General features: G+C 70.7%; 14 protein-coding genes. 7 read left to right on the top strand and 7 right to left on the bottom strand.

The window, feature by feature from the left end; all coding sequences use genetic code 11:
* Window positions 1-6 precede the first annotated feature (6 nt).
* From WMF43_RS27060 to manA, 3 genes are all read right to left on the bottom strand, one after another.
* Window positions 7-171 (bottom strand): hypothetical protein, encoded by a 165-nt coding sequence (locus WMF43_RS27060; protein WP_437668852.1) that lies wholly within the window; start codon window positions 169-171, stop codon window positions 7-9.
* Window positions 172-685: 514 nt separating this feature from the next.
* Window positions 686-2149: a serine/threonine-protein kinase gene (locus WMF43_RS27055; RefSeq protein ID WP_437668851.1), complete on the bottom strand. Its 1464-nt coding sequence runs from the start codon at window positions 2147-2149 to the stop codon at window positions 686-688.
* Window positions 2150-2240: 91 nt separating this feature from the next.
* On the bottom strand, window positions 2241-3446 hold the full coding sequence (gene manA / locus WMF43_RS27050; protein WP_437668850.1) for a mannose-6-phosphate isomerase, class I: 1206 nt from the start codon (window positions 3444-3446) through the stop codon (window positions 2241-2243).
* Window positions 3447-3511: 65 nt separating this feature from the next.
* Between manA and WMF43_RS27045 the strand changes: the two genes are divergently transcribed.
* The 3 genes from WMF43_RS27045 (at window position 3512) to WMF43_RS27035 (ending at window position 6953) form a co-directional block, all read left to right on the top strand.
* Window positions 3512-4816 carry a hypothetical protein gene (locus WMF43_RS27045; RefSeq protein WP_437668849.1) on the top strand — a complete coding sequence of 435 codons (1305 nt, stop codon included), beginning with the start codon at window positions 3512-3514 and terminating at the stop codon, window positions 4814-4816.
* A 116-nt stretch (window positions 4817-4932) separates the two neighbouring features.
* Window positions 4933-5613 carry an MmcQ/YjbR family DNA-binding protein gene (locus tag WMF43_RS27040; RefSeq protein ID WP_437668848.1) on the top strand — a complete coding sequence of 227 codons (681 nt, stop codon included), beginning with the start codon at window positions 4933-4935 and terminating at the stop codon, window positions 5611-5613.
* Window positions 5614-5783: 170 nt separating this feature from the next.
* Window positions 5784-6953 carry an acyl-CoA dehydrogenase family protein gene (locus WMF43_RS27035; RefSeq protein WP_437668847.1) on the top strand — a complete coding sequence of 390 codons (1170 nt, stop codon included), beginning with the start codon at window positions 5784-5786 and terminating at the stop codon, window positions 6951-6953.
* A 122-nt stretch (window positions 6954-7075) separates the two neighbouring features.
* On the opposite strand, the gene WMF43_RS27030 is transcribed toward WMF43_RS27035, so the two are convergent.
* From WMF43_RS27030 to WMF43_RS27015, 4 genes are all read right to left on the bottom strand, one after another.
* Window positions 7076-8050 carry a Shedu anti-phage system protein SduA domain-containing protein gene (locus WMF43_RS27030; protein WP_437668846.1) on the bottom strand — a complete coding sequence of 325 codons (975 nt, stop codon included), beginning with the start codon at window positions 8048-8050 and terminating at the stop codon, window positions 7076-7078.
* Entirely contained in the window at window positions 8047-10128 is a 2082-nt protein-coding gene (locus WMF43_RS27025; protein ID WP_437668845.1) for a sensor histidine kinase, read from the bottom strand. Before WMF43_RS27025 ends, WMF43_RS27030 begins: the two co-directional genes overlap by 4 nt.
* Before the next feature lie 223 nt (window positions 10129-10351).
* On the bottom strand, window positions 10352-11041 hold the full coding sequence (locus WMF43_RS27020; protein ID WP_437668844.1) for a YceI family protein: 690 nt from the start codon (window positions 11039-11041) through the stop codon (window positions 10352-10354).
* 23 nt (window positions 11042-11064) lie between these two features.
* Window positions 11065-11832, bottom strand: a complete 768-nt coding sequence (locus tag WMF43_RS27015; protein ID WP_437668843.1) for a dioxygenase family protein — start codon at window positions 11830-11832, stop codon at window positions 11065-11067.
* Between the two features lie 220 nt (window positions 11833-12052).
* Between WMF43_RS27015 and WMF43_RS27010 the strand changes: the two genes are divergently transcribed.
* The 4 genes from WMF43_RS27010 to WMF43_RS26995 all read left to right on the top strand — a co-directional run bounded on the left by WMF43_RS27010 (window position 12053) and on the right by WMF43_RS26995 (window position 16259).
* Complete coding sequence (locus tag WMF43_RS27010) at window positions 12053-13006, top strand: LysR family transcriptional regulator (RefSeq protein WP_437668842.1); 954 nt, start codon at window positions 12053-12055, stop codon at window positions 13004-13006.
* Between the two features lie 165 nt (window positions 13007-13171).
* Window positions 13172-14398, top strand: a complete 1227-nt coding sequence (locus WMF43_RS27005) for an efflux RND transporter periplasmic adaptor subunit (protein ID WP_437668841.1) — start codon at window positions 13172-13174, stop codon at window positions 14396-14398.
* Entirely contained in the window at window positions 14398-15096 is a 699-nt protein-coding gene (locus WMF43_RS27000) for an ABC transporter ATP-binding protein (protein WP_437668840.1), read from the top strand. The genes WMF43_RS27005 and WMF43_RS27000 overlap by 1 nt, the downstream gene beginning before the upstream one ends.
* A complete protein-coding gene (locus WMF43_RS26995) occupies window positions 15093-16259 on the top strand; it encodes an ABC transporter permease (protein ID WP_437668839.1) in 1167 nt (388 codons plus the stop codon). Before WMF43_RS27000 ends, WMF43_RS26995 begins: the two co-directional genes overlap by 4 nt.
* The last annotated feature ends 6 nt before the right edge of the window (window positions 16260-16265 follow it).

The following is a 16265-nucleotide window of genomic DNA, read 5'->3' as shown; positions in this document are numbered from 1 at the left end:
AGAAGCTCAGCAGCCGGAACAGCCGCCGGCTTCCTCGCCGCAGGCCTGCGTCGTGTACTTGGGACAGTTCGGCCGCGCCTGCTGCGTCTCGCCGCCCTGGATCCTGGCGAGATCCTGCACGAACAGCTCCTTGATCTTCTTGACCTTCTTCTCGACCTTCACGTCCTTCATCGCCCTGCTCCTTTCGGTGGGTCGGCGCGCTGGCGCCGACCTCGGAATGACCCTGAAGAGCGACCCGGCCGAGGCCGGCTCATGTCGCGTTCGGGGGTGGTCATGGAGGCATATCGCCGGGCGGCTCCACGGGGCAAGTGACGATTTTCTGCTCTCACGTCCTGGGTTGTCGATACGCGTTCATCGACCCCGATTTGGAGGGGTAAGTGGGCCTCTTACCCGGCTGTCGTTTACACTTCTTCACTTCTTTCTTTCAATGCCGCTGGACGCTTCTCTTGAGCACGGTTGAAGGCACACGTGCAGGTGGTGCCGCGTTCTCGCCCTGACGCACGCGCCGCTCGACGACGAGAGATCGCCATCGAGCAGCTCGTCGTCGAGCGGCTCTGCGCGATCCTGCTCGAGGATCACTCGCTCGCGCGGCGTCCTTGCGCCTTTACGCCTTTGCGTTGAAATCTCTCTTCTCTCGCCGTGGTCCTTGTCGAGACTTCTGACAGGCCGACCTAGGACATCCGAGCTACTCGCTCCCGCCCCTCAGGAACACCGTGTCGTCCAGCCCGTCCCGGTCCCGCGCCCCCCGGCCTTCCCGCCCCCCCTCGTCCTCCTCGCCCAGCTCGGCGCCCCCCAGGAACATCCCGCTCAGCTGCTCGATGAAGATCTCCAGCGTCTCGGCGTCGTAGAGCACGAACGTCACCTGCCGCAGGCGGCTGCCGCCGAGCAGCAGGTGCTCGTGCAGCGCCGCGAACGCGGCGAACGCGCTCGCCTCCGGCGGCACCCGCGCGACGCCGGTCCCGAGCGCCGGGATCGCCAGCGTCCGCAGCCCGAGCTCCTCGGCGAGCAGGAGCGCCCGCTGCGTCGCCCGGGCGATGCAGGACGCCTCCTTCCACGCGCTCACCGCGTGGAGCACATAGCGGCAGCTGAGCTCCCCGGCGCCCGTCGCGATGCACTCGCCGAGCGCCCGGCGCCCGTCGCGCATCGCCTCGTCCTCGACGCGCTGCCCGCCCCGCCGCCGCAGCGCGCCGCCCACGCCGCTCCGCATCTTCATCTCGTCGTTCGCCGAGTTCACGATCCCGTCGGCCGACGCCTGGGCGATGTCGCCCAGGATGCACCGGATGCGCACCGGGCCGACCTGGAGCGCCCCCCGCTCGAGCTGCACCACCTGCGGCGAGGGGCGGAGATCGCGCGCCAGCGCGCCGAGCTTCCGGATGAGCGCGCTCGCCGACGCGAGCCGCTTCGCCGGGGTACGCTCCAGCATCCTCGCGAGGAAGTGCTGGAAATAGGCCTCCTCCGGCGTGCGCGCCTTCGGGAACTGCACCTCGCCGTCGCCCAGGATGTCCCGGAGCTCGACCAGCGGCGGACGCCCGTAATAGAGGTCGTAGGCGGTCGCGCCGAGCGAGTACACGTCGCAGCGCCGGGAAGGGGTCTCGCCGCGCAGCGCCTCGGGCGCGATGAACCGGGGCGTGCCGCCCGCCACCACGTGCGCCCGCCCCTGGCCCACGGCGACGCCGAAATCGCCGAGCCGGACGCCGGTCTGCGGCGACCCGAAGAGGTTCGACGGCTTCACGTCCCGGTGGAGCACCCCCGTCTGGTGCGCGCTGTGCAGCGCGCTCGCGACGTCGCGGACCGCGAGCGCCACGAACCAGAGCGGCAGCCCGCGGCCGAGCGCCTCGCCGCGCCGCTTTTGGAGCTCGGCGAGGTCGAGGCCGTCGACGTACTCCTCGGCCAGGTACGGCACGCCGTCGTGGATGCCGACGTCGACCGCGCGCACGACCCGCGGGTCGGGGATGCGCGCCGTGAGCCGCGCCTCGTTCCGGAGCCGCATGAACGCGTCGCCGGGGTGGTGGGCGGTGTCGAGCAACGTCTTCAGGACGACCGGCGACGAGAGCTCGCGGTGCCGGGCGAGCCAGACGCGGCTCATGCCCCCCTCGCCGATCGGCCCCCAGACCTCGAAGACGCCGCACTCTACACCGGTCAAGTCCATGCGAGGCCTCCCGCCGGCGGCATCATCCTGCGGCCCGGCCCGCCCGCGCAACCCGCCGCTGCGCGGGGCCCGCGCTGCGGCGCCCGCGGGATCATCCGCCGCCGACGGTGGCCCGGAAGAGCTGGCCCTGTCCCTCGATCGTGTAAATCCCCGAGGCGAACGGGATGAAGGTCGACTCCCCCTGCCGGAGGTCGCGCGCCTCGCCCTGCGCGCCGGCCAGCCGCGCCTGTCCCCGGGTGCACAGCACGATCTCGGGCCCGCGCCGCTCGGTGCTCCGCCACGCGGCGGGGGCGTCGAGCTCGATGCGCGACAGCCGGAACTCCGGCGCGGGGGTGTCGTAGAACAGCTCCGCGCCAGCCAGGCGCGGCGTGACGCGATCGACGCGCCACGGGGAGAAGTCGAGCACCCGCAGGAGCTCGCCCACGTTGACCCGCTTCGGCGTGAGCCCGCCGCGGAGCACGTTGTCGGAGCTCGCCATGATCTCGATGCCGACCCCGTGCACGTACGCGTGCAGCCGGCGCGGCGGCAGGTACAGCGCCTCGCCCGGCTCGAGGTGCACGTCGTTGAGCAGGAGCGCGATCACGACGCCGACGTCGCCCGGATAGAGCTCGTTCAGCCGGAGCGCCCAGGCGCAGGGCCGCGCGAGCCACCCTTGGCCTGCCCGCGCGCGGGCCCCGCACGCCTCGACCACCGACGCGACGAGCTCCCGCCGCGCCGCCGGCTCGAGCGCGAGCAGGCCCTCGACGAGCCGCGCGACCGCGGCCGCGTCGATGGGCCCGTTACCGCGCGGGACGAGCGCGTCCCCCGGCCCCCCGGCGAGCAGCTCGAGGACCTCCGCCAGGGCGTCGGCCGGCCGGAACCCGCAGAGCGCGTCGAACGGGGTGAGCGCGCAGATGAGCTCGGGTTTGTGGTTCGGATCGCGGTAGGTGCGCTCCGGGGCGTCGAGCGGGACGCCGGCCGCGTTCTCCGCCTCGAACCCGCGCCGCGCCTGCGCCTCGTCCGGGTGCGCCTGGAGCGAGAGCGGCTGATCGGCCGCGAGCACCTTGAGCAGGAAAGGGAGCCGCGGGCCGAAGCGCTCGATCGCCGACGCGCCGAGGAAGGCCTCCGCGCGCTCGGGGATGGCGTCGACCAGGCGCTCCCTCCGCCCGTCGAGCTCGATGTGCGACGACGCGGCCGGGTGCGCGCCCATCCAGAGCTCGGCCTGCGGTTTGTCCGAGGGGGCCTGTCCGAGCAGCGAGGCGATGGCCGTCCGGGAGCCCCAGGCGTAGTCTTGAACGCGGTTTTCGAGCGGGAACATGGCGGGCCTGCGAGGGCGTGATCCTACAGGATCGCGGGCGCGCCGGTGCAGTAGGATTGCGCGCCATGAAGAAGATCCACACGTCCCTGGGCCTGGCCAGCGCGCTCGCCGTCGGCTGCAGCGGCGCGGCGCCCCCGCCGGCAGCGCCGCCCGCGGAGGCGGCGTCTCCGGCGCAGCCGCCCGCGCCGGCGAACACCGCAGCTCCGGTGGAGTCGCCCGCGTCCGAGCCGCGCCGGCTCCGCGTGGCGCTCTATCCCTACGTCCCCGATTACAAGGGCATGAAGGAGCTGGTCACCGCCGCCTTCAAGAAGGAGCGCCCCCACACGGCGCTGGAGCTCGTGGATCTCGGGAACTACTACAAACCGGCGGAGAAGGACTCGATCGTCCAGTCGGACGCGCACGTGATCGAGATCGACTCGGTCTTCCTCGACGACCTGCTCCCGAGCTTGCAGCCGCTCCCTGCGTCCGTCGGGCTGAACGAGGCCGACTTCCACCCGGCCGCCGTGAGCGTGGGCAAGAAGGGCGACGGCTGGGTGGCGTTGCCTCACTGGCTCTGCTCCAATTTCCTCTTCACGACGAGGGATGCGGCGCCGAGGCTGAAGACGTTCAGCGACCTCCAGCGGCTCGCCAAGGCGAGCTTGCCTGCGGCCGGGCTGCTCGTGGATCTGATGGGCAGCAGCACGCTGGGCGAGCTCTATTTCGACGCTCAGGTCGACGCGGCCGGCGACGTCGCGAAGGCGCTCCCGGCCGGGGATCCGCTGGCCGTCGGCGGGACACCCGGCCTGAAGGCGCTGCTCGCGCTGCGCGGCCTCTGCGCCGGGGGGGTCTGCAGATCCGACTCCTACCATGACGACCCGTCGATGTACGGGCGGCTCATGGCCCGGAAGCGGGGCGTCGCGCTCGTCGGGTACTCGGAGATCCTGAACGCCTTCGTGGACGAGGCGCGGAAGAAGTGTGACGGCGCGCCGTGCCTCGACGAGGGCGCGCTCGAGGTGCTCCCGTTCGCCCTCTCCGACAGGGGCGACAAGCCGTTCGTCTGGGTGGATTCCCTCGGGGTGAAGTCCTCCTGCACCGGCGACTGTCTGGAGGACGCCGCGGCCTTCCTCGCGATGATGAACCGCGACGATCTCCTCCGGGCGGCGCTGATCCCGGAGGGGAGCGCGGCGCCTCGGTACCTGATGCCGGCGAAGCAGACGCTGAGCGCCGCGCTCGACAAGGCGGCTCCGTATTACGCGAAGCTCCGCCCCATCGTCGCCGGCGCGGCGGCGGCGCGGGGCCCGAAGCTCGGGGCGACGCTCCGGGCGATCGGCGGCAAGATCGACGACGAGCTCGCCAAGGCCGCTCCACCGGCGTCCGGCGGCCCGAAGTGACGCGCGGTTCCGCAGGGCAGCCTCGCGGGAGCCGGTGACTCCTTGCGGCACCTCTCCCAGCGCGGTCCCCCTCCGTGCTCTGGACGCCGCTCCGTCTTACGCCGTACTCTCGGCGGATGAACGCGACCAAGGACGACGCGAGGTTCACGCCGGTCCTCGCGAGGCTGCGCGACGCCGCGCTCGCCTACCCGGAGTCGGCGGAGGAGTTCCCGTGGGGCGACCGTGTCTTCAAGGTGCGCGGGAAGATCTTCGCCTTCCTCAACACCCACGAAGGCAAGCTCATCGTGACTGCCAAGCTGCCGGAGTCGGGAAAGGTCGCGCTCATGCTGCCGTTCGCGGAGCCGACCGGGTACAACCTCGGAAAGAGCGGGTGGGTGACGGCGCGGTTCGGGCCGAAGGACGATGTGCCCGAGGCGATGATGCTCGAGTGGATCGAGGAGAGCTACGGCGCGGTGGCGCCAAAGCGCCTGTCGCAGGCGCTGGGCAGCGCGGCCCCGGCGCCTCGTGCGAAGGCGGCGCCGGCGAAGCGCGCTGCGGCGGGCCGGCGAGACGGGCAGGGGAAGGCGGCGGCGCCGTCCAGGAAGGCGGCGGCGCCGTCCAGGAAGGCGGCGGCGCCGTCCAGGAAGGCGGCGGCGCCGTCCAGGAAGGCGGCGGCGCCGTCCAGGAAGGCGGCGGCGCCGTCCAGGAAGGCGGCGGCGCCGGCGAAGCCAGGGAAGAAGAACACGCCGGCGAAGGCCGCGGCGCCCGGGAAGAAAACGTCGCCGGCGAGGCGAGCGCAGCCCCGGAAGCAGGGTTGATCTGCCTGACCGGCCGACGCGCCCAGACGTTGACCACGGCGCGCGGCGGGCACCGTTGTGGTGGGTGATGCGGCGCCGCTGTGCCCGTCCCGGGGGGGCGACCGTGTTACAGAGTGTCTGTATCGTATCTTATCGTCGCGCTCCGTCGCGATATCAAGGGATCCATGGCCATGATGCCCACAGCCGAGTCCGCACCGCTCGTCGACAAGGCGCGCAGCCTCGCTCCGCTTATCAGGGAGCACGCGCAGCAGGGAGAGCGCGAGCGCCGTCTGCCCGACCCCGTCGCGAAGGCGCTCAGGGAATCGGGGATCTTTCGCATGTGCCGTCCGCGCGAGGTCGGCGGGATCGAGGCCGACCCGGTGACGGCCCTGCTCGTCATCGAGGAGCTCTCGCGCGCCGACGGCGCTGCCGGCTGGTGCGCGATGATCTGCGGCAGCACCGGCGTGTTCGAAGCGTACGTCCCGGTGGACGGCGGCAAGGAGATGTACGCGGATCCGCAGGCCGTCACGGCGGGGGTCGTCGCGCCCACCGGTCGCGCCGTCGAGGTCGACGGGGGCTACCGTGTCACCGGGCGGTGGGCGATGGCCAGCGCATGCCACCATTGCGACTGGCTCGGCGGCGCCGCGGTGGTCTTCGACGGGGCAGCGCCGCGCAGGCTGCCGGCGGGCATTCCCGAGTGCATCGTCCCGCTGTTCCGCGCCTCCGAGTGCAAGATCCTGGATACCTGGAGCGTGTCCGGGCTCGCCGGCACCGGGAGCCACGACTTCGAGGTCGCCGACGTGTTCGTGCCGAGCAGCCGCTGTATCCGTCTCCCGCTCACGGCGCCGAGTTATCCGGGTCGGCTGTTCGCATTCCCGTTCTTCGGCTTCCTCGCGGCGGCGGTCGCTGCGACCGCGCTCGGCATCGCGCGAGGCGCGGTGGATGAGCTCGTCGTGCTCGCGACGACGAAGACGGAGGCCGGGGCGACGAAGCCGCTCGCGGCGCGGCCGTCGACGGCGCTCGCCGTGGCGGAGGCCGAGGCCACGCTGGGCTCCGCGCGGGCTTATCTCCTCGAATCGGTCCGCGCCGCCTGGGACGCCGTGCTCGGCGGCGAGCCGATGACGATCCAGGAGCGAGCGCGCCTCCGGCTCGCCGCGACGAGCGCCGCCCTCAGCGCGGCGCGCGCCGTCGACCTCGCCTACACGACGGGCGGCGCCGCGGCGCTCTACGCGAAGAGCCCCCTCCAGCGCTGCTTCCGCGACGTCCACGCCGTCACGCAGCACGCGCTGGTCGCGCCGCATACCCGCGAGGCCCAGGGGCGCGCGCTCCTCGGGCTGGACGTCGAAGCATCGATGTTGTGAAGGCGCCGCGCTCGCGGGGATCGACGCGGCGTCCGCCGGGGCTCTGCCTCGGCCCTTCTTGCCGAGCTGGGCGGCCTCCCTCGCCGGGGGCCTCCCGCCTTCGCGGGACCAGGGGGGCCGCTTCAGGGGTCTGCGTCACCGTTCCGGTAGTCGCGAAGGAAGGTCAGGATCTCGCGAGCGCCCTCGATCACGTCGTCGTAGGTGAAGACGGTGATCCCGGCGAGGAACCGGTTCTCCAGCGCGAGCCGGTCGCGCTCGCGGTCGTCCTTCCGGCGACCGATGACCACGAAGCCCCGCGGCCGGCGCAGGTCGACGTGGACGCCGCGCAGCGCCTCGTAGCTGCCCGGCCCACCGCGCTCCTTCTCGGCCAGATCGATGTACTCGATGAGCTGCCCGACGGCGCGCGAGCACTCCTCGCTCTGGTGGAGGCGGCTGTTGTAGGCCTGGAACACCGGCTGATCGGGGCGCTTCAGCTCCCACAGATCCGGGAAACCGTCGTGCCGCACGAACATCAGGTCCACCTTGGCGCCGCGTCCCACCTCGTGGGGTGAGCGGCAGTCCCGGTACTTCGGGCCGAGGATCACGCGCCAGTTCTTCTTCAGGAAGTCCCGGTAGACCTCCTCCTTGTGGCTCTGCGCGACGAGCGCCTCGAACGCGCGCACAGCGCGGCTGGCGACGTAGACCGGGCTCTCCAGGGCGATCGCGACGGCGCGGAACAGGGCGTTGCGGAGGTCTCGCTCGTCCTTGAACAGGAACTGCCCGCCGCGGTTGCGCTGCATGACCTCGCGCATCAGCTCCCGGTTGCGGCTGTGCGCGGTGGCGACGACCACGGGCCGGAACGGGTCCCCCCGGAGCAGCCCCTCGAGCGCCTTGAGGCCCTGGTCGGTGCTCGCGTCCGCGCGTCCCGGCTGCGACGGGATCTGCAGATCGAGCAGCACCACGTCGGGCCGCACCGAGCTCGCGAGCGCGACGCCGTCCTCGGCGGCGGCGGCGCGTGCGACCTCGTACCCTTTCGCCTGCAGCCAGCCGGTGTAGTCCTCTGCGTTCTGGTCGTCGTCCTCGACGAGCAGGATCCGCTTCGGTGCGCTCTCGTTCATGGCGCTTCCCTCCATGCCACCAGATCCACGAAGAAGCACGTGTCTTCCTGGCCCGGATCGAGCCCGAGCCGGCCGCCCATGCACTCGACGTAGCGCCGGGCGATCGCGAGCCCGAGGCCCGTCCCGCGCGGCTTTCCAGCGCCGCCGGTCTTCGTGGTGACGAGCGGCTCGAAGATGCGCTCGCGGTCGCCTGGATCGACGCCGGCCCCGTTGTCCCGCACCTCGATACGGATGTTCTCTCCCAGACGGTAGGCGCGCACCGCGACGCGCGGCGACGGCCGGCGGGAGGCGGCGACGGCGGCATGGAAGGCGTTCTCGAGGAGGCAATGCAGCGCTTCACGGAGCGCTTCGCGCAGCGCGCTGATCCGGAGATCCATCGGGATATCCAGATCCACGGAGACCGCCGGGTAGCGCTGCCGGAGAGGGGCAAGCACCTCATCCGCCAGCGCCCCGGCCGCGATGGCCTCCCTGGTCCCCGTAGGCTCGTCCTGCCAAAGCCGCGTCCTCTCCGCGAGGTTGCCGAGATAAGAGATCTCTTCCTCGAGGCGGGAGAGGGGGCGTCCCAGCGCGACGCCTTGCTCCGGAGTGAGCCCTTCGCGGAGATCCTCGACGCACTGACGCATCGCTCCCACCGGGCGGTTGAGGTGATGGGCGAAGGTGAGGTGCAGCTTCCTCTCGACCTCCTCCTGGATCTTCTGCTCCATGCGGCCGATCGCATTGGCCGTGAGGCGGGCAGCGATCTCCGGGGCGATGACGGTGAGGAAGAGGAAGACGAAATGGGGCAACTGATAGCGGAGGAGGATTTCCTCATTGCCCGCCCGTACGTCACGGGTAATCTCGCGCGCGATAAGGCAGTCTCGGACAAGGTTGTTGGTGAAGCGGCGACCGTCTTCATCGGTCCACCCATAGTAAGAAATCTGGTTGGCCGCGTCCTCGCCGATGTAATAAGAACCCAGCGCGAACTCCAAGAGAGCCGCTTGCTGGATCCATGCGTTCGTGTTGTCCTCACGCTGCCGATCTATGGAGTCGATAACGTGCTCGACATACGCCGCCACAACGGAGGCGATCCACGCGTCGGTCGTGGCGTTCGTCTCGAGCGGTGTCCGGGATTGTATCGATTTCAGGAGGAAGGGAAGGTTGGGCAGCCGGCGCGCCAGCGAGCGGAAGTCGTCGTTGCTGCGGAGCGCCGTCCGCATCCGATCGGCCGATGTCGGATCCTCGATGTGCTGTTCAAACCATCGGTCGATCTCGTCGGCCGAGGGCGGCAGCAGGTGAAGTGTCACGGCGCTGTGCGCCTCCTGGTGGAGCAGAAAGTCGTCCAACCGAAGGCTCCGGACACCCGGCGGCAATTCATCCGCCTTGAAGTGCTCTGGGAACACGATCGCCGGGATGAGCAAGCCCAGGAGAATTCCCAATCTCGTGAGCGATCGCTGCCGGTAGGATATAAGGAGCGGTCTTGATGTGTCCGGTTCCTTGAGATGCCGGACAGCTGCGCGATAGAGCGCTTGCCACAGGACGGCTTCCCCACTCTCATGATCGTGCCCCCCGAGGATCAGGGATGGCCCCGTCTCGGCTTGCGCCCAGGCATCGATGTACGGCTCGACCTGCACGGTCTCCCCCGAGTCCAGCCGCGCGCGGCGAGGGAGGTACGGGGCGCCTTGATGGGAGCGCTCATGGCTCTGCACGAAACCCTGTAACTCTTGCCTGACGTCCAGGATTTCGAAGATCCAGCGACGAAAGGTGAGCAGGTTCGATCTTCGGCGAGCGAGATCAGGCTCATAACCGCGAGGCAGCGAGCCTGCCATGATGATGGCGACGGCGCGGTCAGCCTCGGTCGCCTCGCGCGCGGCTTCCAGCTCGGCGAGCACCGCGTCGGGATCCTCCGGCGGCTGAGTCAGGGCCCGGAAATATGTCCGCGGACGGATGAAGCCGGTCCTCGGGACCGCGAACCAGTCGACCGTCCCCGGCGTCACGCCCACCCGCTGCTCGACCTCGAAATCCGCCTCTCGAAAGATGGCTGCGGCCTTCTCCTGCGGCGAGAGGCCCGCGAACGGCTCAGGCGGCTCTGTCACATCCATCCGTCGCTCCCCGGCTTCCGGCTACACACGTAGTCGGAGTTCGGGCGCAGCACAACCTGGGCGTCGTGTCTCCAGCGTGTGCAGCACGCGGAGACGCGACGCCCCAGGCGAGTTCGGCCCGTCGCCCGCGCCGCGCGGCGACTTCCTCCTCGGGGGGGGCCGGTCCCCAAGCACAGGCGCCCCGCAAGGCACCAGTGGCAGGGGCCCGAGCGCCGTCCCGCCCTCAGCCCTTCTTGCGCGGCGCCTTGAGCGACAGCTTGAGCAGCACGTCGTCGCGGATGAGGTCGTCCTGCTTGCCCGGATAGACGATCCCGAAGTCCTTGCGGTTGATCACGAACTCCGCGGTCCCCGACACGGCGTCGGCTCCCTCGGTGATGTTCGCCGGGAAGGAGATGCTCTTCTTCACGCCGTGAAGATCCAGCTCGCCGGTGACGGTGTGCGTCGCGCCGCCCTCGCCGCCGGCCTTGATCTGCGTCGAGGTGAAGGTCGCCTTCGGGAACTTCTCGACGTCGAAGAAGTCGGCCGACTTCAGGTGGCCGTCGAGCTTCTCCGCGTCCGTCTTCACCGACGCCGTGTCGGCCTCGATCGCGATCTTGCCGCCCTCGGCCTTGCCGCCGGCGAGCGTGATCGAGCCCGAGATCTTCTCGAACTTGCCCTCGTGTTTGCCCGTGACCTTCGAGCCGACGAAGCCGACGGTCGACGCCGCCACGTCGAGCGGGAGCGTCTCGGCGGCGCCGGCGGGCTGCGCCTGCGCGGCGGGCTGGGCCTGCGCCGCGGGCTGGGTCTCCGCCGCGGGCTGGGCCGCCGGCGCGGCGGACGAGACGGTCGCCCTGGGCTTGTCCTTCGTCGGGTCTTCGCACGCGGCGAGCGAGATCATGAGGGCCGCGGGGACCAGGATACGAGCGATGATCATGAGAAGAGTCCTCCTTCAGTCGATCAGCCGAACTGCACCGAACGCTTCGTGAACGCGCCGTACGTGAGGCCGGTGATCGGGAATGCCACCGGCTCGCTCACGTCGATCGACGCGCCCATCGCGGCGACGACAGGCACGAAGTGCTCATGGGTTGGTAACGCCATCCGCACGCCCGGCGCGCGCCTCCGGTAGTCGAGCAGCGCGTCCACGTCCCGGCGCCCGAGGACCTCGGCGCACCAGGCATCGAACTCGCTGACCCAGGCCGGCGTGACCGCATTGCCGCGCCAGTCTGCCGCGCGCAGGTTGTGGGTCAAGAATCCGCTGCCGATGACGAGCACCCCCTCGTCCCGCAGCGGCGCAAGCGCACGCCCGAGCTCGAGCAGCGGGGCCGGCGTGAGGGCCGGCAGCGAGATCTGGAGCACCGGGATGTCGGCGCCGGGATACATACCAATCAGCGGCACATACGCGCCGTGATCGAGGCCCCGGCGCGGATCCTCCGCGACGGGCTGTCCGAGCGCGCTCACGAGCTCACGGACGCGCCGCGCGAGCGCGGGGGCGCCCGGCGCGGGGTACTTCACCTGGTAGTACTTCTCGGGGAAGTTATAGAAGTCGTAGACGAGCGGCGCCGTCTCGGTGGCGCCGAGGGTCACGGGCGCGTCCACCCAGTGGGCCGAGAGCATCAGGATCGCCTTCGGGCGAGGCATCCCCTGCGCCCAGGCGCCGAGCTCCGCGACCCACGCGGCGTCGTCGAGCAGGAAGGGAGAGCCGTGCGCGAGGAACACGGCGGGCATGCGGCCCTCGCGGGCTCCTCCCCGGCTCTCGGGTCCTCGGGTCTCGTGGCTTCGGCTCTCGGGTCCTCGGGTCTCGGGCATGGGGCTGCTCTCCGTCGAGGGCCGGCAAGCGCCCGCGAAAGGCGCCGCGCCGCCCGCGGCGAGCAGGAGCGTGAGCGCGGTCCGGCGATCCATGGAGCTCACCCTAGGTCGTTTCCCGTTGTGGTACAATCATCGGCCGATGCAACGAAAGGTTTCCAGAACGGAAACACTCGACGCGGACCTGCTCGACCTGCGGGCCTTTTGCCTGGTGGTCGATCTCGCGTCGATCACGGCGGCGGCGAAGGCGATCGGCGAGACGAAGGGCAGCGTCAGCCGCCGTATCACGCGCCTCGAGCACGCGCTCGGGGTCGAGCTGCTCCGGCGCAGCCCGCGCCTCGTGCAGGCGACGGAGGACGGCCTCGCCTACCGGCTGCGGGTGGGCCAGGCGCTGGAGCTGCTGGAAGACGCGCGCGCGGCGGTGCAGCAGGCGCGCGAGAGGCCGACCGGGCACCTGCGCGTGACCGCGCCGTTCGATCTCGGCCTGAGCCTGCTCGCGCCGCTGTCGGCCGGCTTCGCGGAGCGCTTCCCGGAGATCTCGCTCGAGATGCTGCTCACGGAGGCCTTCCTCGACCTCGACGCCGACCAGATCGACGTGGCGCTGCGCGCGGCCGCGAGCCTCCCGGACTCGTCGCTGATCGCCCACAAGCTCCAGCCGCTCGAGTCCCGCCTGTTCGCGGCGCCGGCCTACCTCCGCAAGCACCGGCCCCCGCGCCGGCCCGAGGACCTGGAGGCGCACCGGCTGCTCCTCGCCCAGACCACGCGGGGCCGCGCGACGCTCGCGTTCCGGTCGCGCGACGGCCTCGAGCGGGCGGAGATCCGGGTGCGCGCGGCGATCGCGGCGTCCGACTACTCCTTCTGCCGCGAGGTCGCCCTGGCCGGGGCGGGGATTGCCCTCCTGCCCACGGTCAACGTGCGGCGCGATCTCGAGGCGAAGGCGCTCGTGCCCGTGCTCGAGGGCTACGTGCTCGAGAGCGACGCAACCCTCTTCCTCGTGCACGCGGGGACGCGCTTCCTGCCGCCGAAGGTCCGCGCCTTCCGCGACTACCTGCTCGACGCGTTCGGCGCCCGCGGGCGGCGCGAGCCCGCGGCCTGACCCATCCCGATGGGCGCACTCGCGCGCATTGCGCTCTGGACGGTTTTCTTGTCACCCCACGTCGACCCACGTCGATTTCCTGCTCGCCGGCGGCGCAGTGTTAAGAAAACCGCCGCTCTGCACGAATTCACCTGCGCGCTGCGAGGCGTGGTAAAGGGGGCCGCCGTGGCTGATCAACTCACCTCCGAGCTTGCGTCGCTCCGTATTCGACGTGACGTCGACCCCGACCGGCGGAGCCCGGCGCGCACCGCGCTCATCGTGGTCGCCGCGCTCGCCGCGGCGGGCGCCGCCGCCGCGTACGTGGTCCCCAGGGCGCAGAGCGCGGTCTTCAAGACCGAGGTGTCCTTCACCGAGGTCGCGCTGGTCTCGCCGGCGCAGGCGTCGATCACCGTCACGTCGACCGGGTATGTCGTCCCGCAGGTCGTCTCCCGGGTCGGCACCAAGGTGATGGGCCGCTTCGCCCGGGTCCACGTCAAGGAGGGCGACGTCGTCAAGGCGGGAGACGTCCTCGCGGAGCTCGAGGACGCGGACCAGCGCAGCCTCATCGCCGCGGCCGAGGCGAAGGTCGCCGCGGCGCGGGCGCGGGCCGCCGCCTCGCGCGCCAGCCTGGTCGAGATCCGGCAGCAGGAGGCGCGGGAGCGGTCGCTCGTGGACCAGGGGGCGATCGGCCGCGCCACCGTGGAGGACATGGCCGCGCGCATCCAGGCCATCGAGGCCTCGGCCAAGGCCGCCGAGGCCGAGGTCAAGGCCGCCGCCGCCGACGCCGAGAGCCTCCGCGTCACGCTCGCCGACCGGAAGATCCGCGCGCCCATCGACGGCACCGTCGTGGCCAAGCCGCCGGAGGTCGGGGAGATGGTCGGCCTCGAGAACCCGATCGTCGTCGAGATCGCCGACTTCGGGTCGCTCGTCGTCGAGACCGACGTCCCCGAGACGCGCCTCCACATGATCGCGCCCGGCAAGCCGTGCGAGATCGTGCTCGACGCGTACCCCGCGAAGCGCCACCGCTGCACGACCCTCGAGATCGGCAAGCGGGTGAACCGCGCCAAGGCCACCGTGCCGGTCAAGGTGAAGTTCGTCGACGCGGCGACCGACGTGATCCCCGACATGAGCGCGCGGGTGAGCTTCCTCTCCGAGGCCCTGTCGGAACAGGCGATGAAGGAGCCGCCGAAGCGGGTCGTGCCCGAGGCCGCGCTCGTCGAGCGGGCCGGGGCCAAGGTCGTGTTCGTGGTCCACGAGGGCCAGGCGAAGATGGTGCCGGTCAAGGTGGGCGGGCCCGCGCCGGGCGGCCTGGAGCTGCTCGACGGCCCGACGCCGGGGACCCGGCTCGTGGCGAGCCCGCCGCCCGACTTCGCCGATGGGCAGAAGGTCAAGGAGAAAGAGAAGGGGAGCTGATGACGGAAGCGTATCGCGAGGGGAAGCCGAAGCCCATTGTCGAGCTGCAGGGCGTCGGCAAGACGTACTTCCGCGACAAGGAGCCGATCGTGGTGCTCGACGAGATCACGCTCGACATCCCCGAGGGGTCGTTCGACGCGCTCATGGGCCCCTCGGGCTCGGGCAAATCGACGCTGCTCAACCTGATCGCCGGCCTCGACCGGCCGTCGCGCGGCACCGCGCGCGTCGCGGGGCAGGACCTCACCCGGATGAGCGACGGCGAGCTGGCGCGCTTCCGGTCGAGGACGATGGGGTTCATCTTCCAGGCGTACAACCTGATGCCGGTGCTCACCGCGGCCGAGAACGTCGAGCTGCCGCTCCTGCTCACCGATCTCTCGCGGTCCGAGCGGCGCAAGCGCGCGCAGACCGCGCTCCGCGTCGTCGGCCTTGAAGAGCGGATGAACCACTACCCCCGCCAGCTCTCCGGCGGGCAGGAGCAGCGGGTCGCGATCGCGCGCGCGATCGTCAACGACCCGACGATCATCGTCGCCGACGAGCCGACCGGGGATCTCGACAGGAAGAGCGCGGACGAGATCCTCTCGCTCCTTGAGAAGCTCAACAAGGAGTTCAAGAAGACGATCCTGATGGTCACCCACGACCCGCAGGCGGCCGAGCGCGCGACGGTCACCCGCCGCCTCGACAAGGGAAACCTGTCATGAGCCTGCTCTCCGTCGCCGCGAGGAACGTCCTCCGCAACAAGTTCCGCACCTTCCTCACAGTGGTCGGCGCGGCGGTGGCGGTGCTCGCGTTCGTGCTCCTCCGGACGGTGCTCACGGCGTGGAACGTGGCCGCCGACTACGCGGCCAAGGACCGGATCGGGACGCGGCACAAGGTGTCGTTCATCCTCCCGCTGCCGAAGCGCTACATCGACACGATGCGCGAGGTCCCCGGCGTCACCGAGGCCAGCTACATGAACTGGTTCGGCGGCAAGGACCCGAAGGACGCGAACAACTTCTTCGCGAGCATGGCGGTCGATTCGAGGACCTTCTTCAAGGTCTACGACGAGATGGTGGTCTCGCCCGAGGACATGGAGCGCTGGCTCGGCGACCGCAAGGGCGCGATCGTCGGCGACGTGCTCGCGAACAAGCTCGGGGTGAAGATCGGCGACACGGTGATGCTGGAGGGGACGATCCACCCGGGACCGTGGCAGTTCACCGTCTCGGGGGTCTACCGCGCGACGCGCAAATCGGTGGATCGATCCCAGTTCATCTTCCACTGGGACTACCTGAACGAGTCGATCCCGGAGCGGCAGCGCGACCAGGTCGGCTGGATCGTCGCGCGCATCAACGATCCGTCGCAGAGCGCGGCGATCAGCGCGGCGGTCGACAAGATCTTCGACGAGAAGGACATCCAGACGGCGACGATGAGCGAGCGGGCGATGAACCTCTCGTTCATGGCGATGATGTCGGCGGTCCTCACGGCGCTCAACGTCGTGTCCGTGATCATCCTCGCGATCATGATGATGATCCTCGGCAACACGATCGCCATGGGCGTCCGGGAGCGGACGCGGGAGTACGGCGTGCTGCGCGCGCTCGGGTTCGAGCCGAAGCACGTGCGGCTCTTCATCATCGGCGAGGCGGCGACCATCGGGCTGCTCGCGGGGGTGGTGGGGCTGGCGCTCTCCTATCCCATCGTCGAGCTCGGGATGGGCCGCTTCCTGGAGGAGAACATGGGCAGCATGTTCCCGTACTTCCGGATCGATCCGGCGACCGCGGTGGCCGCCCTGGGGCTCGCCATGGTGCTGTCGCTGGTCGCCTCGCTCATCCCGGCTTACCGCGCCTCGAAGCTGTCGGTCACGGACGCGCTCCGGCGCGTGGCCTGAAATGCG

The sequence above is a fragment of the Sorangium sp. So ce131 genome (assembly GCF_051519095.1).
In the GTDB taxonomy this organism is placed as follows: domain Bacteria; phylum Myxococcota_A; class Polyangia; order Polyangiales; family Polyangiaceae; genus Sorangium.
Note: the sequence above shows the minus strand (reverse complement) of the source record. Positions and strands in the feature narration are given on the sequence as shown.